The 18,946-nt window shown below is 38.5% G+C and carries 14 protein-coding genes, 21 tRNA genes, 2 rRNA genes and 3 riboswitches; of the genes, 33 read left to right on the top strand and 4 right to left on the bottom strand.

Annotated features, from left to right (window positions below):
* From ACIQXW_RS14540 to ACIQXW_RS14425, 24 genes are all read left to right on the top strand, one after another.
* A 23S ribosomal RNA gene (locus ACIQXW_RS14540) occupies positions 1-91 on the top strand; the annotation flags it as partial.
* A 71-nt stretch (positions 92-162) separates the two neighbouring features.
* Positions 163-278 (top strand): 5S ribosomal RNA (rrf, locus tag ACIQXW_RS14535).
* 14 nt (positions 279-292) lie between these two features.
* Positions 293-368: transfer RNA gene (locus ACIQXW_RS14530), tRNA-Val, on the top strand.
* 25 nt (positions 369-393) lie between these two features.
* Positions 394-468, top strand: a tRNA-Met gene (locus ACIQXW_RS14525).
* A 6-nt stretch (positions 469-474) separates the two neighbouring features.
* A tRNA-Asp gene (locus tag ACIQXW_RS14520) sits at positions 475-547 on the top strand.
* A 9-nt stretch (positions 548-556) separates the two neighbouring features.
* Positions 557-632, top strand: a tRNA-Thr gene (locus tag ACIQXW_RS14515).
* A 6-nt stretch (positions 633-638) separates the two neighbouring features.
* Positions 639-722, top strand: a tRNA-Tyr gene (locus tag ACIQXW_RS14510).
* Between the two features lie 12 nt (positions 723-734).
* Positions 735-808 (top strand) — tRNA-Trp (locus ACIQXW_RS14505).
* A gap of 37 nt (positions 809-845) precedes the next feature.
* A tRNA-His gene (locus ACIQXW_RS14500) sits at positions 846-921 on the top strand.
* Positions 922-932: 11 nt separating this feature from the next.
* Positions 933-1,007, top strand: a tRNA-Gln gene (locus ACIQXW_RS14495).
* A 17-nt stretch (positions 1,008-1,024) separates the two neighbouring features.
* A tRNA-Lys gene (locus ACIQXW_RS14490) sits at positions 1,025-1,097 on the top strand.
* An 8-nt stretch (positions 1,098-1,105) separates the two neighbouring features.
* Positions 1,106-1,187: transfer RNA gene (locus ACIQXW_RS14485), tRNA-Leu, on the top strand.
* Between the two features lie 49 nt (positions 1,188-1,236).
* Positions 1,237-1,311: transfer RNA gene (locus ACIQXW_RS14480), tRNA-Gly, on the top strand.
* A gap of 5 nt (positions 1,312-1,316) precedes the next feature.
* A tRNA-Leu gene (locus ACIQXW_RS14475) sits at positions 1,317-1,405 on the top strand.
* Between the two features lie 15 nt (positions 1,406-1,420).
* A tRNA-Arg gene (locus ACIQXW_RS14470) sits at positions 1,421-1,497 on the top strand.
* 22 nt (positions 1,498-1,519) lie between these two features.
* Positions 1,520-1,593 (top strand) — tRNA-Pro (locus ACIQXW_RS14465).
* Between the two features lie 15 nt (positions 1,594-1,608).
* Positions 1,609-1,684 (top strand) — tRNA-Ala (locus tag ACIQXW_RS14460).
* Positions 1,685-1,699: 15 nt separating this feature from the next.
* Positions 1,700-1,792 (top strand) — tRNA-Ser (locus tag ACIQXW_RS14455).
* 12 nt (positions 1,793-1,804) lie between these two features.
* Positions 1,805-1,877: transfer RNA gene (locus tag ACIQXW_RS14450), tRNA-Phe, on the top strand.
* Positions 1,878-1,886: 9 nt separating this feature from the next.
* Positions 1,887-1,960: transfer RNA gene (locus ACIQXW_RS14445), tRNA-Gly, on the top strand.
* Positions 1,961-1,964: 4 nt separating this feature from the next.
* Positions 1,965-2,038, top strand: a tRNA-Ile gene (locus ACIQXW_RS14440).
* Positions 2,039-2,050: 12 nt separating this feature from the next.
* Positions 2,051-2,127: transfer RNA gene (locus ACIQXW_RS14435), tRNA-Asn, on the top strand.
* A 1-nt stretch (position 2,128) separates the two neighbouring features.
* Positions 2,129-2,200, top strand: a tRNA-Glu gene (locus tag ACIQXW_RS14430).
* 220 nt (positions 2,201-2,420) lie between these two features.
* Positions 2,421-3,467, top strand: a complete 1,047-nt coding sequence (locus tag ACIQXW_RS14425) for a nitric oxide synthase oxygenase (RefSeq protein WP_402763200.1) — start codon at positions 2,421-2,423, stop codon at positions 3,465-3,467.
* 39 nt (positions 3,468-3,506) lie between these two features.
* Here ACIQXW_RS14425 and ACIQXW_RS14420 read toward each other — a convergent pair whose 3' ends face one another.
* On the bottom strand, positions 3,507-4,712 hold the full coding sequence (locus ACIQXW_RS14420; protein ID WP_401019628.1) for a CynX/NimT family MFS transporter: 1,206 nt from the start codon (positions 4,710-4,712) through the stop codon (positions 3,507-3,509).
* Positions 4,713-4,890: 178 nt separating this feature from the next.
* A riboswitch (Lysine riboswitch) is annotated at positions 4,891-5,066 on the top strand.
* Positions 5,067-5,149: 83 nt separating this feature from the next.
* Between ACIQXW_RS14420 and ACIQXW_RS14415 the strand changes: the two genes are divergently transcribed.
* The 5 genes from ACIQXW_RS14415 to ACIQXW_RS14395 all read left to right on the top strand — a co-directional run bounded on the left by ACIQXW_RS14415 (position 5,150) and on the right by ACIQXW_RS14395 (position 10,222).
* Entirely contained in the window at positions 5,150-6,613 is a 1,464-nt protein-coding gene (locus ACIQXW_RS14415; RefSeq protein WP_340821319.1) for an amino acid permease, read from the top strand.
* Positions 6,614-6,847: 234 nt separating this feature from the next.
* Positions 6,848-7,540, top strand: coding sequence for a response regulator transcription factor (locus ACIQXW_RS14410; RefSeq protein ID WP_402763195.1), 693 nt, complete (start codon positions 6,848-6,850; stop codon positions 7,538-7,540).
* A gap of 4 nt (positions 7,541-7,544) precedes the next feature.
* Positions 7,545-8,480, top strand: coding sequence for a sensor histidine kinase (locus ACIQXW_RS14405; RefSeq protein ID WP_402763192.1), 936 nt, complete (start codon positions 7,545-7,547; stop codon positions 8,478-8,480).
* Between the two features lie 136 nt (positions 8,481-8,616).
* A complete protein-coding gene (locus ACIQXW_RS14400; protein WP_402763189.1) occupies positions 8,617-9,540 on the top strand; it encodes an ABC transporter ATP-binding protein in 924 nt (307 codons plus the stop codon).
* Positions 9,533-10,222, top strand: a complete 690-nt coding sequence (locus ACIQXW_RS14395; RefSeq protein WP_401019619.1) for an ABC transporter permease — start codon at positions 9,533-9,535, stop codon at positions 10,220-10,222. The genes ACIQXW_RS14400 and ACIQXW_RS14395 overlap by 8 nt, the downstream gene beginning before the upstream one ends.
* A gap of 80 nt (positions 10,223-10,302) precedes the next feature.
* Here ACIQXW_RS14395 and ACIQXW_RS14390 read toward each other — a convergent pair whose 3' ends face one another.
* Both ACIQXW_RS14390 and ACIQXW_RS14385 read right to left on the bottom strand, forming a co-directional pair.
* Positions 10,303-11,682 (bottom strand): purine-cytosine permease family protein, encoded by a 1,380-nt coding sequence (locus tag ACIQXW_RS14390; protein ID WP_402763187.1) that lies wholly within the window; start codon positions 11,680-11,682, stop codon positions 10,303-10,305.
* Between the two features lie 52 nt (positions 11,683-11,734).
* Complete coding sequence (locus ACIQXW_RS14385; RefSeq protein WP_401019614.1) at positions 11,735-12,853, bottom strand: class II histone deacetylase; 1,119 nt, start codon at positions 12,851-12,853, stop codon at positions 11,735-11,737.
* Between the two features lie 323 nt (positions 12,854-13,176).
* Between ACIQXW_RS14385 and ACIQXW_RS14380 the strand changes: the two genes are divergently transcribed.
* The 3 genes from ACIQXW_RS14380 to ACIQXW_RS14370 all read left to right on the top strand — a co-directional run bounded on the left by ACIQXW_RS14380 (position 13,177) and on the right by ACIQXW_RS14370 (position 14,638).
* Positions 13,177-13,764, top strand: coding sequence for a TetR/AcrR family transcriptional regulator (locus ACIQXW_RS14380; RefSeq protein WP_340821312.1), 588 nt, complete (start codon positions 13,177-13,179; stop codon positions 13,762-13,764).
* A gap of 210 nt (positions 13,765-13,974) precedes the next feature.
* Positions 13,975-14,322: a DMT family transporter gene (locus ACIQXW_RS14375; RefSeq protein ID WP_340821311.1), complete on the top strand. Its 348-nt coding sequence runs from the start codon at positions 13,975-13,977 to the stop codon at positions 14,320-14,322.
* A gap of 1 nt (position 14,323) precedes the next feature.
* Entirely contained in the window at positions 14,324-14,638 is a 315-nt protein-coding gene (locus tag ACIQXW_RS14370; protein WP_340821310.1) for a DMT family transporter, read from the top strand.
* Positions 14,639-14,795: 157 nt separating this feature from the next.
* Here ACIQXW_RS14370 and ACIQXW_RS14365 read toward each other — a convergent pair whose 3' ends face one another.
* The gene (locus ACIQXW_RS14365) at positions 14,796-16,061 is read right to left on the bottom strand and encodes an Nramp family divalent metal transporter (protein WP_402763183.1); all 1,266 of its coding nucleotides are present in this window, start codon (positions 16,059-16,061) and stop codon (positions 14,796-14,798) included.
* 363 nt (positions 16,062-16,424) lie between these two features.
* A riboswitch (cyclic di-AMP (ydaO/yuaA leader) is annotated at positions 16,425-16,571 on the top strand.
* A 180-nt stretch (positions 16,572-16,751) separates the two neighbouring features.
* On the opposite strand from ACIQXW_RS14365, the gene ACIQXW_RS14360 reads away from it, so the two are divergent.
* Positions 16,752-18,575 carry an APC family permease gene (locus tag ACIQXW_RS14360; RefSeq protein WP_401019610.1) on the top strand — a complete coding sequence of 608 codons (1,824 nt, stop codon included), beginning with the start codon at positions 16,752-16,754 and terminating at the stop codon, positions 18,573-18,575.
* Between the two features lie 217 nt (positions 18,576-18,792).
* A riboswitch (purine riboswitch) is annotated at positions 18,793-18,894 on the top strand.
* The last annotated feature ends 52 nt before the right edge of the window (positions 18,895-18,946 follow it).

The raw sequence follows: 18,946 nt of genomic DNA, 5'->3' as shown, positions 1-18,946 counted from the left end.
TCCCTCAAAGACGATGAGGTAGATAGGTTCGAGGTGGAAGTGTGGTGACACATGGAGCTGACGAATACTAATCGATCGAGGACTTAACCAAAAAAGTTTGAAACATTCAATGAACCGTTTATCCAGTTTTGAAAGAACAAAATCTTTCAACAAAATATAAGGTCTAGTGATGATGGCAAAGAGGTCACACCCGTTCCCATACCGAACACGGAAGTTAAGCTCTTTAGCGCCGATGGTAGTTGGGGGCTTCCCCCTGTGAGAGTAGGACGTCGCTTCGCTTGTTTTTTTACGTGGAGGATTAGCTCAGCTGGGAGAGCATCTGCCTTACAAGCAGAGGGTCGGCGGTTCGAGCCCGTCATCCTCCACCATTTTATAAACTTAAAGTAATATTGTCGCGGGGTGGAGCAGTGGTAGCTCGTCGGGCTCATAACCCGAAGGTCACAGGTTCAAATCCTGTCCCCGCAACCAAATTATGGTCCCGTGGTGTAGCGGTTAACATGCCTGCCTGTCACGCAGGAGATCGCCGGTTCGATCCCGGTCGGGACCGTCTTTATTTGCCGGTGTAGCTCAGTTGGTAGAGCAACTGACTTGTAATCAGTAGGTCGTGGGTTCGACTCCTATCGCCGGCACCAGCCCTTGGAGGGGTAGCGAAGTGGCTAAACGCGGCGGACTGTAAATCCGCTCCTTAGGGTTCGGCGGTTCGAATCCGTCCCCCTCCACCAGTTTTATTTAATAGGGGCATAGTTCAACGGTAGAATAGAGGTCTCCAAAACCTTTGGTGTGGGTTCGATTCCTACTGCCCCTGCCAATTTTTTTTAGATTAAACTACTGTTATAGTTCATATGGCGGTTGTGGCGAAGTGGTTAACGCACCGGATTGTGGTTCCGGCATTCGTGGGTTCGATTCCCATCAGTCGCCCCATATAATAATATTGGGGTATAGCCAAGCGGTAAGGCAACGGATTTTGATTCCGTCATGCCCTGGTTCGAATCCAGGTACCCCAGCCATTTTTTATTCATAATATGAGCCATTAGCTCAGTTGGTAGAGCATCTGACTTTTAATCAGAGGGTCGAAGGTTCGAGTCCTTCATGGCTCATCATATTTGCGGGTGTGGCGGAATTGGCAGACGCACTAGACTTAGGATCTAGCGCCGCAAGGCGTGGGGGTTCGACTCCCTTCACCCGCATCTTTTATTTTAATTACATAATTGCCAGGATAAATAATCTTATGCACATGCGGAAGTAGTTCAGTGGTAGAACACCACCTTGCCAAGGTGGGGGTCGCGAGTTCGAACCTCGTCTTCCGCTCCAAATGTGCCGGGGTGGCGGAACTGGCAGACGCACAGGACTTAAAATCCTGCGGTAGGTGACTACCGTGCCGGTTCGATTCCGGCCCTCGGCACCATTTTTTAAATATTAAGCGCCCGTAGCTCAATTGGATAGAGCGTCTGACTACGGATCAGAAGGTTGTGGGTTCGACTCCTGCCGGGCGCGCCATAAAAGATAAGATAGACAGTAACGGAATGTAGCTCAGCTTGGTAGAGCACTTGGTTTGGGACCAAGGGGTCGTAGGTTCGAATCCTGTCATTCCGATCATCTTTTAAAATTGGGGCCTTAGCTCAGCTGGGAGAGCGCCTGCCTTGCACGCAGGAGGTCAGCGGTTCGATCCCGCTAGGCTCCACCATATTTATTTATTTCCGGAGGTATACCCAAGTCTGGCTGAAGGGATCGGTCTTGAAAACCGACAGGCGGGTAACACCGCGCGGGGGTTCGAATCCCTCTACCTCCTCCATTTTCTTTATCCGGGTCAGTAGCTCAGTTGGTAGAGCATTAGATTGAAGCTCTAAGTGTCGGCGGTTCGATTCCGTCCTGACCCATCTTTTTTTGCGGGTGTAGTTTAATGGTAAAACCTCAGCCTTCCAAGCTGATGTCGTGAGTTCGATTCTCATCACCCGCTCCAAAGAGGGCCTATAGCTCAGCTGGTTAGAGCGCACGCCTGATAAGCGTGAGGTCGATGGTTCGAGTCCATTTAGGCCCATATAGAAATTATTCCGAAGTAGCTCAGTTGGTAGTAGCACCTGACTGTTAATCAGGTTGTCGCAGGTTCGAGTCCTGCCTTCGGAGCCATGGCCCCTTGGTCAAGCGGTTAAGACACCGCCCTTTCACGGCGGTAACACGGGTTCGAATCCCGTAGGGGTCATCTAGTAAAGCATGTAGCATAGTGTTGCTACATGCTTTTTCTTTGTATTTTTTCGAGTTATTTACTTAGTTCTTATAAAATTTTGATGAAGAATTTTCGACTGTCGGTATAAATTTGAACAAAGTATTTCATATATAAAAGATGTATGTTTTCTGATGGATTTTTTCGTGGTGAATTTATTTCTATTCATCTAATATGAGGTTAGATGGAGGAAAACGACATGAAACTACAAGAGATACAACGTTTTTTAACACTTTATCAAATGGAACAAAATGAGTCTGCACAATGGCTAACAAATAGATTACAGCAAGTTGAAAAAGAGGGAGTATATATTCCTTCAACAGAGGAGCTTACTTTTGGTGCACGAGTAGCCTGGCGTAATAGTAATAAATGTATCGGAAGATTATTTTGGCACTCACTGCATGTTGAGGATGCACGCGATGTTTTACATGAGCAAGGCATATTTGAGAAGTTGCTACATCATATTCGGTATGCGACAAATGGCGGTAAAATTCGCCCAACGATAACGGTATTTGCATCTGAAAGAGTAAAGATTTGGAATCATCAGCTTATACGTTACGCAGGCTATGAGACGGAAGCTGGTATCGTTGGTGATCCACATTCTGTGCCATTTACAAAAGTATGCGAATCACTAGGTTGGCAGGGTGAAGGAACAGCATTTGATGTACTACCACTCGTTATACAGGTGGATAACCGTAAACCTCAATTATTTACAATTCCACGTGAAGATGTATTGGAAGTTTCAATTCGCCATCCTGAGCATCCGCAGGTGGAGAAACTAGCGTTGAAATGGTATGCAGTGCCGATTATTTCAAGCATGCGCTTTCAAATGGCAGGTATTGATTTTCAGGCAGCTCCATTTAATGGTTGGTATATGGGAACAGAAATTGGGGCACGCAATTTAGCTGATCATGATCGTTATGATATGTTACCGAAGATCGCTGAAATTTTTGGTCTCGATACAACAAAGCAGGCATCGCTTTGGCGTGATCGTGCATTAGTTGAATTAAATATTGCTGTTCTGCATTCCTTTAAAGAAGATGGTGTAAGTATAGTCGATCATCATACTGCTGCACAGCAATTTAAGCTATTTGAAGAGGCTGAGCAGAAGGCAGGCCGTGACTTAACAGGCAACTGGACTTGGTTGATTCCACCGTTATCTCCTGCAACGACACATATTTTTCATAAGCCTTATGTCAATGTTTATAATACACCAAATTATTTTTATCAGAAACCGCATTACTAAATGTAAAGAGGCAGCTCATAGTATGATGAGCTGCCTTTTTTAATTTATATATTCATTTCTAGAAGCTCTAAACGAACAGAAGAATAGTAATGCCGCAACGACAACAAATAGCCATCCAGCTGTATCCCAGCCGCCAAATAAATCATGTAAGTAACCAAATAAAATAGGACCTACTGCGGCTAATAAATAGCCTAATGATTGTGCAAAGCCAGATAAATCAGCTGCCTCAAATGCCGTATGTGTACGAAGTGTAAAGAACATCATTGCAAGAGAAAATGAAGCACCACCTGCTAAACCTAGCAATATCATCCACAGTACAGCAAGACTAGTCCATTCCATGACAAGGCCAGTAAAGCCGATGAAATAAAAGGCAGTAAACATTAAAACGAGGGGGCGCTGTGATGTCATTTTACTAGCGATAATCGGTACAGCTAAAGCCATAGGTACTTGTGAAATTTGCATGATGGAAAACATCCAACCTGCACGATCTGCGGCTATTCCTTGGGCAATATAGATTTCTGGAATCCAAGCTGCAGTTGTATAAAATAATAATGATTGAAAGCCCATCGCGCCCGTGACTGCCCAAGTAACTGGTGATTTCCACAATGGTATACGTGCTTTCGTAGTGGCTACAGTTGGTTCAGGCTTATTAAATTTTAATTGTGGAATCCAAATCAAAATCGTCACTACGACAAGAGCTAGAGCGATTGCAAGTGCACCTTGCCAGCCAAGAGATGCATTGGCTATGGGATAACTAATACCAGCGCCAATTCCAGCGGTTAAGTTCATGGACATTGTGAAAAATGCCATCAGTAATCCAACATGATAAGGGAATTTCATTTTAAGTAGCCCTGGAATAAGGACGTTACCAAATGAAATAGCCACACCTATTATCATTGTACCAAATACTAGTAATCCTGTTGTTCCAAGTGAACGCAACACAATTCCTAGTGCTAATAAAATCGTTGATATAAATAGTGTTAATTCCAGACCCAGTTTTCTTGCTATTACTGGGGCAATAGGTGACACTAGCGCGAATGCAAGCAATGGAATGGTTGTTAGAAAGCCTGCAAGTACGTTAGATATACCGAGATCCTCACGAATGAAGGAAATAATTGGTCCTACAACCGTTAATGGCATACGTAATGTCGAAGCAAGAAAAATTACACCGATGACTAATAGAAGCGTTGTGCCCTTCCAGTTAATCTTTCTGCTAGGATAAGTAGATTCCTCGTTAGTTGTCAAAATAAGTACCTCCCTGATAGAACAATTATAATTCGAACCACTATAACACTTTAACACAATAATAAAAATAGTAGAATATTCATAAAATACAGAACATTAATCGTATTATTGAAATGTCTTAGGTCGTATGTTAAACTAAGAAACATCATAAATTTAATAATTATATGCCTCATGTTTGTATTGAGGTAGAGGTCGCGGTATTTATAAGTAAGCTAATGGAGATGACAAGCATTGAAGATGTTAGCTGAAAGGAAATATTGCCGAAGTGTGAGGGGACTTGAAAACCTCATGCTGGGGCTGTCTCCGAAAGGAACAGAACTGTCACGTTGGACAACGTGTTGTGCTATCATTTTTAAGAAACAGAGGATTTACTTAGCCATCACAACGTTCATGTGATGGCATTTTTTTGCCTCTTAGAAAAGGAAGGAAGCTTTAACGTGAGTGAGATAAAAACTAATCAGCTCGGTCATAAAGCACCAGAGTTGAAAAAAGAATTAAAAAGCCGCCATATAACAATGATTTCGTTAGGCGGTACGATTGGAACTGGGCTATTTCTAGCAAGTGGTGGTGCTATAGCGCAGGCTGGACCAGGTGGTGCACTTCTTGCTTATGCATTAATCGGCATTATGGTGTACTTCTTAATGACAAGCTTAGGTGAAATGGCAGCTTATATGCCTTCATCAGGTTCATTTAGTACGTATGCAACAAAATTTGTAGATCCAGCGCTTGGCTTTGCGCTTGGCTGGAACTACTGGTATAACTGGGCGATTACAATTGCCGCTGAAATTGCAGCAGTTTCTCTTATAATGAAGTACTGGTTCCCAGACAGCTCTTCGGCACTATGGACAGTCATCTTTATTGCGATTGTACTAACATTTAATTTACTATCTGTAAAAAGCTATGGTGAAAGTGAATATTGGTTCGCAATGATAAAAGTTGTGACTGTTATTGTTTTCATTATCGTCAGCCTATTGATGATTTTCGGTATTTTAGGTGGACAAGCTCCTGTAGGCTTTACGAATTTCTTTATAAGTGATGGACCATTCCACGGTGGCTTCCTTGCTACATTCGGTATATTTCTAGCAGCAGGTTTCTCGTTCCAAGGGACAGAGCTATTAGGGATAACTGCTGGGGAAACTGATGATCCTGGTAAAAATATTCCGAAGGCTGTTAAGTCCGTCTTCTGGCGTATTATTTTATTTTACATTTTAGCCATTGCAGCTATTGGGATGTTAATTCCATTTACAGATGCTCGTTTATTATCTGAAGATATTGCTGTTTCACCATTCACATTAGTGTTTGATCGCTTAGGAATTGCCTTTGCTGCTTCATTAATGAATGCCATTATTTTAACGGCGATGTTGTCTGCTGGTAATTCAGGATTATATGCATCATCACGTATGTTATGGCAATTAGCAGTAGATGGACATGCACCTAAGATTTTCGCTAAGCTAAGCCGTCGCGGAATTCCAATTTACGCATTACTGCTGACATTAGCAGTAGGTTGCTTAGCATTTTTAGCATCATTCTTTGGTGATGGCGTTGTCTATATGTGGCTTTTAAACGCATCTGGGATGTCAGGCTTTATTGCATGGCTTGGTATTGCCTTTAGTCATTACCGTTTCCGTAGAGCTTTTGAAGCACAAGGCATAGACCCAAAATTACTACCATATAAAGCAAAGCTATATCCATTCGGGCCACTCTTTGCATTTACAGTGTGTATGATTGTTGTAATTGGTCAAAACTACACAGCTTTCACAGGCGATTCAATTGACTGGTACGGCGTCCTTGTTTCATATATCGGTATACCGCTGTTTATCGTCTTGTGGTTAGGCTATAAAATAAAACATAAAACTAAAATGATTCCACTGCAAAAGTGTGATTTAAAAGTAGAAAAATAGAAATAAAAGCTGTCCTATTAGTTTATAGGGCAGCTTTTATTTATTTGCCGTTGATTTCCGTTGTGTGCGGCGCTGGAGTGTGATTTTAGTTTGGCAAATTGTTTGAGAATTGTTTGAGTGCCTGTCACTTTAAAAAAAACATATGGTAAGCTATATAGAGACAGGATAAAAATGTAAAACTGTTTAAGTAGATGGGAATTAAAGATAATGCTTTATTGAGAAGAGGTGCCTAACATGCAAAAACATATATTACTTGTTGAAGACGATGAGGACATCCGAGAAATGGTCGACAAGTTTTTAACAATGGAGGGCTTTGCCGTTACATCCGTTACAAATGGTGAAGAAGCAGTGCAAATTTGTTTAAGTAAAACGTTTGATTTAGTTATTTTGGATATTATGATGCCTAAACTAGATGGATTAGAAGTGTTAAAAATAATTCGAGAAAAAGAAGCGCTACCTATTATTATGATGTCAGCAAAAGACAGTGATGTAGATAAAGCATTAGGTCTTGGATTAGGAGCGGATGATTATATTGCAAAGCCATTTTCAATGTTGGAATTTTCAGCGCGTGTGAAAGCTGCAATACGAAGGGCTACACAATATTCAAGCTCGATGGAGGAAACGAAGGGGACATTGACTATCGGTAACTTGGTAATTGATGTCGTTAATTTCTCAGTTGAAAAAGACCAACAACAGGTGAAACTAACTTCAAAGGAATTTGCGATTTTAAAGCTATTTATCACAAATCGTAATCGCGTATTTACTAAACAGCAAATCTATCAACTCATTTGGAATGATGAATATTATGGTGATGAAAATATTATTAATGTGCATATAAGGAGATTGCGAGAAAAAATTGAAGATGACCCTTCCAACCCAAAGTATATTAAAACACTTTGGGGAATTGGCTATAAATTAGAGGGCTAGGCGTATGATACTATTTCTATCTACCGTTATTCTTTTTCTCATAGCAATCATTCTTTTGCAGCTGAAAAGAAAACGTGAGCAAAACGTTACGCTCAAATATATGCACACCAAACTACAAGCTATTATAAACGAACAATCAAACGAGAAAATTTTAGTTGCTACTTCGAATCAAGAACTACAGCAACTGCTTACTACTATAAATGCATTACTGAATGATACGCACAAAATATTAGCCAAACATCGAAAAACGGAAAGTTCAATGAAAAAGATGCTTGCCAATATTTCGCATGATTTAAAAACGCCGTTAACAGTTGTGCTAGGCTATACAGAAATGTTGCAGCTACAACATTCGCTAAAAGATGCAGAACAAAATCGCTTACTTTCAGGAATCCATTTAAAAACGGAGGAAGTATTGAAGCTTATTCATACATTTTTTGATTTGGCAAAAATTGAAGCGGGCGATACAGAATACCCAATAACAAAAGTAAACGTAAGTGAAATATGCCGCAAAAATATTTTGTCATTTTACGATATGGTGATGTCGGTAGGCCTTCATATAGACATTAACATACCTGAAACACCGATTTATGCTCTAGGCAACGAGGATGCGTTAGAAAGAGTGTTAAACAATTTAATCGCCAATGCGATTGCTTACGGGGCTGAAGGTCGTGTAATTGGGCTAACAGTAAGAAATGACGCTACCGATGTTTATATTGATGTCTGGGATTGTGGGAAAGGTATTGATGAATATCATATAGACAGCGTATTTGAAAGGATGTTTACGCTTGAAGACTCAAGAAATAAATCATTTCAAGGTAGTGGGCTAGGTCTAACGATAACAAAGCGACTTGTAGAAATAATGAATGGTACAATCCAACTGAAAAGCATCCCTTATGAAAAGACGGTTTTTACGATTTCATTAAAAAGAATGATGTACTAATCTAGCCCTGCCTGTAGAGCTAAAAATGCTCTAGAGGCTTTTCTTCTTCTCTTAAGGAATTTGTAAGAATCAAGTAATAAAATAGAGAGTTTTACTTCTTATAATAAAGAAAGCCACAAATGAGGGAGAGGTTTAAATGGCGTATATTGTAAAAACAAATCAGCTTACAAAAGTTTATGATGGAAACGAAGTGGTTTCTACAGTCGATATGCATGTTAAGAGAGGAGAGATATATGGTTTTTTGGGTCCAAATGGAGCGGGGAAAACAACGATTATGAAAATGTTAACTAATCTGGCCAAACCGACAAGTGGGGAAATTGAAATCTTCGGTGAAAAATTAACGGATCGGTCGTACGAAGTGCTAAAAAGAATGGGCACAATCATTGAATATCCCATTTTCTATGAAAAGTTAACAGCACAAGAAAACCTTGAATTACATTGCGAATATATGGGTTATTACGATAAAAACGAAATCGGCCATGTTCTCGATTTAGTAAAGCTAACGAATGTGGATGGCAAAAGAGTAAGGGATTTTTCGTTAGGAATGAAACAACGTTTAGGTATTGCACGTGCGATAATGACTAAACCAGAGTTGCTAATTTTAGATGAACCGATTAATGGTCTTGATCCAGTTGGTATAAGAGAGCTAAGAGAATTATTCAAGATGTTAAGTAAAGAATATGGCATTACGATTATTGTTTCCAGTCATATTTTAGCTGAAATTGAGCAAATGGCTGATACAATTGGGGTCATTAATAATGGCAGGTTAATTGCTGAAGTTTCGATGGAGCATGTAAGGCATAGCCAAACAGATTTTATTGAACTAATTGTCAGTGAGGGAAAAAAGGCTGCCTTTATTTTAGATAGTCAATTACGCATCACCAATTTTAAATGCATTGATGAGCGCTGTATTCGAATATACGATATGTCTGTTTCACAAAAAATACTATCCAAAACGTTAATAGAACATGATATTGAAATTGAAGAGATTAGTAGGAAAACAAGTTCTTTAGAGGATTATTTCTTGAAATTAATCAATGGAGGTGGCATCCATGCTTAATTTAATGCGTTTAGAAATGAAAAAAAACCATTTAGGCTCGTATGTGACAGCTGCTATTATTGCCAATGTCGCTATATTAGGTTTTATGTTTATGATTTTAGTTATTTCAAAAATAGAAGGCGACGCTGGTTTAGAAAACTATCCTATCGCTTTAACAGTCATTGATTCTTTTGTAAGATGTGTATTTATTATTTTCGCGGCTACATTAATTGCAAAACTTATTATTGGCGAATATAAAAATAAAACAATAATAACTGCATTTATGTATCCTATAAATAGAAAAAAACTAATCGCAGCAAAGCTTGCCATTGTTATTTTATTTACATTTAGCGCAATTATCCTTTCAAATATATTTATTACAGTAATTTTTCTTATGATTAGCGAGAACTTTCAATTAATCCCAGATACTTTGACAAACGCAATGATTATGCAGCGCATTCCTTCAGTAGTAATGAATGCTGTAGCGGCATCCAGTATGGCCCTTATTCCATTGTATTTTGGTATGAAAAAATACTCCGTGCCAACAACAATACTGTCATCTCTTTTAATCGTGATGGTTGTTTCTTCAAATACGGGCACTTTTTCATTGAATGATATTATCGTAATCCCAATAACATTAGCGATTATAGGTATAGTTATTGCCTATTTAGCAATTCGCAACATCGAAAAGGTAGATGTTTAATAACATAAGTAAAGCCCCTGTATGAAAATACCATACAGGGGCTTTAAAAAGGCCTGGGGAAGCCTGACGAACCTTATTTATTAATTATTCTCAGGTACATTAGACGTTGCATAGACGTCTACAGAAAGTTTGGCAGGTGCCGTTAATTTAGCAAAGCTAATATACAATAGGAATGAAACCGCACCACCAACAATCCATGCAATATCTAATCCATCTAGCATTTTTGCAATAGGTCCCACATATAACTCCGTATTAATAAATGGAATTTGAATAAAGATGGTTAACAAGTAAATAATCATTGTTGGTATATTAATTTTCCCGAAAATGCCATCCTTTTTGTTGAACTCATCTGGAGGATAATGGACTCTCTTTAAAATATAAAAATCAGTTAATGTAATCATACTCCACGGAATGATAAAGAATAATATAAATCCTAAGTATAATTGGAAATTAGCCATAAAATTGCTAGAGCTCCAAGTGGCAATAAGGGCAATAATGACACCAATTGCAATGGAAGTAATTGTGCGCAGTCTAGCAGATGTTTTAAACATTAAAAAGTTACTCGCAATCGATAAAATAATAATACCTGCTCCATAAATATTTAAGGAGTTAATAACAAGGACACCAAGAGATAACAGTAATGCAATGATGAAACCTAATGAGCCCATATCTTTAATTTGTGCCATAACATTACCATTCACAACCATAGTGGCAATAGCAGCACCTAAAACCATCAACCAAACTGAACTTGCAAAGCTTCCAAGATAACTATAAGTAAATACCTTTTTAGATTGTGATGGATGGATAAATCTCGAATGGTCAGACACATACGGACCATACGTAATTTGCCATGTTACACAAATGGAAGTCATTAATAAAAACTGGCTGAAAGAAAAATTACCTGCATTTAAAAGATCCATTGAAACATTCGCTAAAATCATAATAGATAAAATAATAAATACCACTGTAAAGCCAATTGTATAGATTTTCATCGACTTTTGAAGTAAGCCTTGTCCAAAAATAGCTAGAAGCACCATTGGAATAAGACTTACGATAACCGTTACATTCATATTAAGGCCGAGTGTTTCCTGCATGCCTTGTCCGACTAACACGGTATTGGTTGCGCCGTAGCCTAAATACATGATCAGAATGATTAACATAGGCAAGATAGCCCCGAAGTAGCCGAATTGTGCTCTACTTTGTACTACTTGTGGTAAACCTGCTTTAGGGCCAGTAGCAGAATGGAGTGCCATAATTGCAGCTCCAATGGCGTGTCCTAATAGGATAGCAACGAGTGACCACCAAAAATTTAACCCTAATACGATAGCTAGAGATCCTGTTACAAGTGTTGTAGAAACTGTACTTGCGGCAAACCATGTGAAAAATAGCTCTTTGGCAGTGCCATTACGCTGTTCTAAAGGAATATGTTCATAACTAATTTCCTCGATAGAATTGCTCATAGATACCCTCCCTCTTATTAATTATTTTCAATATAATAATAGTGTTTTAAATTTAAACAGTTACTTTTAAAGATGGCCAGTAAGCCGATTGAATTGAAATGACTTCATTAATTGCTTTCTTTTCTACTTCGTTTACAAAGTCAGGATACCCTTGGGAATCTTGGAATGGATCTTCTACATCGCTTTTCACACCACATAATTCTTCAATAATGCGCAATGTACAAAATGGAACATAAGCATTACTGTAACCACCTTCATGACAAAAGACGATTTTTCCATCTGTATGCTTGTTTGCTAAGTTCATCATGATTTTCGTTAAATCTGCAAAGCCTTCAGCAGTCATGTTCATACGTCCAAGTGGATCGAACATACCTGGATCTTGTCCAGCAGAAATAATGATTAGCTCTGGTTTATAATCGTTCACGATTGGCTCCACAATAGACTTAAATGCTTCAATATAGCCTGCATTTCCTGTACCTGGAGGAAGCGGAATGTTCACGTTAAATCCTTTTCCGTCAGCCTCACCTACGTTCTCTGCATAACCTGTATTATTCGGGAAACTTAAATGCTGATGAACTGAGAAGAATAAAACACCATCAGTGTCATAGAATGCACTTTCTGTTCCATTACCATGGTGAACGTCCCAATCTAACACCATAACTCTTTCTAAATTGTATTTTTGCTTTGCGTATTTAGCAGCAATGGCAACGTTATTGAAAATACAGAAGCCGATGCCTTTTGCAGCTTCTGCATGATGGCCAGGTGGGCGAGTTAATGCATAAACATTATCGACTTCACCGTTCATCACAACATCCACAGCTTTTAAAGCGCCTCCAGTTGAAAGTAAAGCAATTTCATAAGATCCTCTACCAACAATGGCATGATCTCCAGCGTCTCCACCAGTTGTATCGCTTAAATGCTTAACTTTATCTACATATTCCTTTGTATGGAACATTTCAATTTCCTCACGCGTTGCAGAACGTGGCTCAATTTGTTCTAATTTTTTCATTAGGCCACAACGATTAAGTAAATTATTAATTCGTCTCTTTGTTGAAGGATGTTCGACAAACACATCTGTTTCTAAGTAACCACCCGAAGGTAAATATAATGTTCCGCTTCCGTTGTCGTGCCAGAAATAACTTTCGTCAAAAATATAACCTGTTTTCATCATCAATTCCGCCCCTTTGATTAAAAAATAATACCGATTTGCACCTTGTAACACCCCTTATCAAGGTGGAAAATGGTACTTACAGTTATGAAAATACTAGTTGAGGGAGATTTTTTCTTAAAATGAATTTCAGTCATCTTCCTTGGGATAAAATTTAAATGAATCTCGTTCATTTGTCAAACTAATTTTTAAAAATTATCAAAATTAAATAAATTTTTCAGTTCCATTATAGGAAATAATAATTTTTGGATAAAAGAAAGAGGTTGAAATCTATTTTTGTTTGGATTACAATTTTTAAAAATTCATGATTTTTTAGGGGGCGCATAATGGATAAGGAAAAACGTATCGTAACCTCTGCTATTCAATTGTTTAAAGAACAAGGTATCGACAAAATAAAAATAGCTGATATTGTAAAAAGGGCTGGTATTGCACAAGGAACTTTTTATTTGTACTTCCCTTCAAAAATGTCACTTATGCCCGCTATTGCAAAAGTAATGGTCGACAATATGTTTGAAGCAATACAAAAAAACGTGGATGATCAAGCGCCACTAATTGAAAAATTTAATCAATTAGTAGATACAATATTTATGATGACGAGAGAGCATAAGGAACTTGTAGCAATTATTTATGCTGGATTGTCGGCCTCTGATTATTTGAAAGACTGGGTAAATGCGTATACACCTTACTATAATTGGCTAAGAAATGAGCTGGACAGCGCAAAGTCAAAGGGTGAAATTTTAATAGCAGTTGATTCTTACGCAACGTCAAAGATGGTGTTTGGATTAATCGAGTCTGCTGCTGAACGTGCATACTTATTTGATTCCAAAGATGAAGAGCTTATCAATGAGGATAAAAAAGATTTATTAGAATTTATTTTTAATGCGTTAGTCTTAAACAAGGCTGTTACAAAATAAGCGTACAGAGATAAAATATGTTACAGTGAATTTTTGATATATAGTTGGAAATCCATAAACGGTCTTGTTTATAGTAATACGTTGCTATAAACAAGAAAAATATGTGTTCAAAATCCGAATTTAAAAGCGGATTTTTACTAAATTTTCTTGTAGGTTCTTTTATGCAGTAAAAATGAATGAAGTTCAGTCATTATTAACGGAGGGTTTTTTATGGGAAAAGCTTGGTTGTATGTTGGGTTAACTAGTTTTTTTGAATTAATATGGATTTATGGTTTCAATGTAGCTTCTCATTGGTGGGAATGGCTATTGATCGTTATATTTATAGGGCTTGATTTGCACTTTTTATCAAAGGCATGTGAGAAATTACCAACTGGAACAGTGTACGCAATATTTGCAGCAATTGGCACAATGGGGACGACCTTAATGGATATTTTAATTTTTAATCAAGTAGTCAGTATTGGTAAGCTTCTCTTTATTTTTATATTGATTGTAGGAGTTATTGGCTTAAAAGTCTCTGATACCGTTGAAGAGAATAAACGTACAAAAGAGGTGATATAGTATGGGATGGCTTTTTGTTTTTTTAGCTGCAGCGAGTGAACTTGTATCTGTCATTGGTCTGAAAAAATATAGCACGAAAAAGGGATTTATCAGCATGCTGCTCTATGTAGGGGGATTTGCTGCGTCACTTAGCTTTTTATATAAATCATTTGAATTTTTACAAACGAGTACGGCTTATGCAGTATGGATAGGTATTGGTACGGCAGGGGCAGTCTTAATCAATATGATGTTTTTTGGTGAGTCAAAAAGTAAAGGCCGCTTAGCAAGTGTATGCTGTATCATCATCGGAGTCGTAGGGTTAAAGGCACTTTCTTAAAATACAATAGGCATGCTGTCCCTCTCAACAGCAGTCCGCGCAGGAAATGCTTTTATGTGGCAATAGTGAAAATTTAGCAGAGAGCAACGGCATAAAAAAGTGTTAGATTGATCGCAATCAATCTAACACTTTTTCTCATTTATCCTAGTATCATTATTTAAGCTAAAAGCGTTTCCCATAATAAGTAGATATTTAACGCAACTACTATTACAACGACAAGCCAACCAAGAATTGTTGTGATACGGTGATTGACCAGGCTACCCATTATGTCCTTTTTACTTGTAAACATCACAAGTGGGATAAGCGCAAATGCAATACCGAATGATAAAATTACTTGACTTAACACAAGTGCATAGGTTGCATTGACACCTGCTGCAATAATAGCTAAAGGTGGAATCATTGTAATCGCTCTACGTAAATATAGAGGGATTTTTCGTTGGATGAAGCCTTGCATAACAACGTCGCCTGCTAATGTCCCAACAGAAGAGCTTGCAAGCCCGGCAATGAGTAATCCAAGTCCAAAAGACACAGCCGCCATAGGTCCAAGAGCTTCTCGTAAACCGTTATAGGCGATATCTAAATCTTCGACTACTAAGCCTTGCGTATGGAACACTGCTGCTGCAATGATTAGCATACTCATGTTAATCGCACCAGCAATAATCATTGCAATTACAATATCGATAAACTCAAATCGGAAAATACGTCGTTTTTCGTTGTCATTACGACCAACCACACGATTTTGTGTTAAGGAAGAATGTAAATAGATTGCGTGTGGCATCACAGTAGCTCCTAATATACCTGTTGCAAGTAAGAGTGAATCGACACCATCAAATTGTGGTGTCAGCATTCCTAATGTCACTTCGCCCCAATCCGGTTGGGCTAAAAATGTTTGGAACGCAAATGCTAGCACAACAATTAGCACCATACCCGAAATGCCCGCTTCAAAAGCTCTAAAGCCTCTACGCTGTAGCTCTAAAATTGCAAAAGAACCAATTGCAGTAATAAGTGCGGCAGGTAGCATCGGAATATCAAATAATAAATATAGACCGAGGGCAGCACCGATAAATTCAGCGAGGTCGGTTGCAATGATTACAAGTTCAGCCTGTATCCATAAAAATATAGAAGTTTTTTCAGAAAAATTCTCCCTTGCTACTTCTGGCAAGTTTTTTCCGGTAGCAATACCGAGTTTTGCTGATAAAGATTGAATCAGTACAGCCATTAAATTTGAAAAGGCAATCACCCAAAGTAGTAAATAACCATACTGCGAGCCAGCGGTAATATTTGTAGCAAAGTTGCCGGGATCTATATAGGCAACAGCTGCAATAAATGCCGGACCTAGAAAGGGTAAAATTCGTCGCCAGCCTTTTATGTCTCCATCTAAAACAGCTTGGGCTGCCGGTTTTGTAATTTGTTTATAGGCCATCTTGTTCCCTCGTTTCAAAAAGTATCGTAAATGAAATAAAGTTTCCTATGGGAAAATAATAATACTACTATTCTATAGCTAGAATTAAAAAATGTGAAGAAGTTTGCTCATAAATTTTTTATAAATTTTGAAAATCGCTGATAAAATGAGCTGAATCGCCCGTGAACCAGTGAAAATCGCCAGTAAAGCCAGCCAAATCGCCAGTAAACCGGTAAGAATCGCCGATAAACCACGCCGAATCGCCGATAAACAGCTGATAAAAGCTTGTCTCTGAGAATAAGAAAAAATTTACGAAAACCGGGCAATATCTTCTTTACTTTTTTAATTTACAGGCGTAATATGACATCATTATAAAAGTTTCAAATTTCTAAATCGCTGAAGCAATTAAACGCGGGGGACCCAATTTTAGTGGATTGTTTAAACAATTCTTGGGGTGAATCTCTTTTTAAAGAGTAGGGCTACTCAGGCCCGAATCCGACAGCTAACCTCGTAAGCGTTAAGAGCAGAAAAGTTGGAGCTTGTCAGACGTTAGAGCGTCTACAAGTCGTATTTAGTGATGACTTGTAGGCGTTTTTTTTGATGGCATTCCGTACGAAAAAGCCCCAGTAGATATAAAGAGACCGATTATGCGAAAGGTGTAATCGATTTAGAAATGCGAAACACACTCTATGAATCTAGAAGGTGTTAAGGATGAAGTCCTCATTCAAACGTTATGTTATCGGTAAACCATTGAAATCCGATGCATTAGGGGAACAAAAGCTTAGTAAAACAAAGGCGCTGGCCATATTATCTTCTGATGCATTGTCATCAGTTGCATACGGTCCAGAGCAAATTTTAATTGTGCTCATGACTGTCAGTACGGTTGCCTTTTGGTATTCGTTACCGATTGCGGCAGGGGTAGTGGTGCTACTTGTGGCACTCACTTTATCGTATCGACAAGTTATTTTCGCATATCCACATGGTGGTGGGGCATATGTCGTGTCCCGCGAAAATTTAGGTGTGAATGCAGGTCTTGTAGCGGGTGGGTCATTACTCGTTGATTATATTTTAACTGTCGCTGTAAGTGTATCAGCAGGGACAGATGCTATTACTTCAGCATTCCCAAGTTTGCATGCTTATAACGTTCCGATTGCTGTGTTTTTTGTTATTTGCTTAACGATTTTAAATTTACGTGGGGTTACGGAATCAGCGTCTATTTTAGCGTACCCTGTTTATTTATTCGTCGTTGTGATGTTATTGCTCATTGGCATAGGAATCTATAATGTAGCAACAGGGCAAGTGCCGGCTGATTTACATCCTAAAATTGGAACGCCAGTTGCGGGCATTAGTTTGTTTTTATTATTAAAGGCATTTGCCTCAGGAAGCTCGGCATTAACTGGTGTAGAGGCAATATCTAATGCAATTCCGAATTTCAAAAGTCCTGCACCCGTTAATGCAGCAAAAACGCTATTAGCGATGGGTAGTATTTTAGCAGTATTATTTATTGGCATTGTAAGCTTAGCTTATTTCTACGGAGTCGCTCCAAATGCACAAGCAACGGTTGTTTCGCAAATTGCCGAAGCGAGTGTGGGACGCAATGTATTTTATTATATTGTGCAAGGAACAACAGCAATGATTTTAGTGCTTGCTGCGAATACAGGCTATTCAGCATTTCCTTTACTGGCAGTCAACTTATCGAAAGACGGCTTTATTCCAAGAATATTTCAAATCCGTGGCGATCGACTTGGCTATTCAAATGGGATCATGATGCTCGGGCTAGCAGCTATTGTGCTTATTATTTTGTTTGATGGCACAACAGAGCATTTAATTCCACTCTATGCGGTAGGTGTATTTATTCCATTTACATTAGCGCAGTCTGGGATGATGCGTAAATGGTGGCGTGAAAAGCCTAATGGCTGGGTTATGAAATTTGTTATCAACACAATAGGGGCAGTCATTTCTTTTGTAGTGGCGATGATGTTTTTTGTCACAAAACTACCCCAAGTATGGCCGGTATTCATCTTTTTACCGCTTATTATTTGGATGTTTCATCGCATTAAGCATCACTACAATGCAGTCGGGGAACAACTACGACTAAATGGAGAAGCATTACCGAAAGTAGAGGGGAATGTCTTTGTCGTGCCGGTAGCGGGTATTACGAAAGTGGTGGAAAATTCACTGCACTATGCGCAATCTTTAAATGTTGATAAAATAATAGCCTTTTATGTAGCATTCGATCAGGCGGATGCAAAAGCCTTTGAAGAAAAGTGGAAAGCGTGGCAACCAGATGTGCGACTTGTCACTTATTATTCGCCATATCGTAGCATTACACAGCCTTTGAAAAAGTTTATTGATAAAGTGGAACACCAATATGCAAAATCGGACTACCAAGTAACAGTCGTTATTCCGCAGTTTTTACCGAAGAAAGGTTGGCAGCATATGCTACACAATCAATCTAGTCTATTAATTCGAACATCGCTGTTATTTCACAAAAATGTCGTCATTATGACTGTACCTTTCCATTTATCGAAATAATGACTAGCAAGGTCGAAAATAGTCTGATATAATCAGAGCATTGATTGAAAACACGAACGTTTACGCCAAAAAAATGCGTAAATACCATTAAATTCCGAAAATTTAAACTTTGTTCGGTTGTAGATATAAGCCTCTGCCGAATGAAGTAAAGTATCAGCTTATTATGCATATTCATATTGAAATTATAAAAATGGATATTTATAATAAGGAAGTTCATACAGCTTAATACTATTTCACTCATATAATAGCGAGAATATGGCTCGTAAGTTTCTACCGATTTACCGTAAATGAATCGACTATGGGTAGCATTGTTTTAGAAAATTCATACTAGAGATGATGTTTTCTATTTATTTCGACGTTTATGCGCTGAA

The organism is Lysinibacillus sp. NPDC097162 (assembly GCF_044762185.1).
Lineage (GTDB): Bacteria > Bacillota > Bacilli > Bacillales_A > Planococcaceae > Lysinibacillus.
This window is presented reverse-complemented; position numbering and strand designations above follow the sequence as displayed.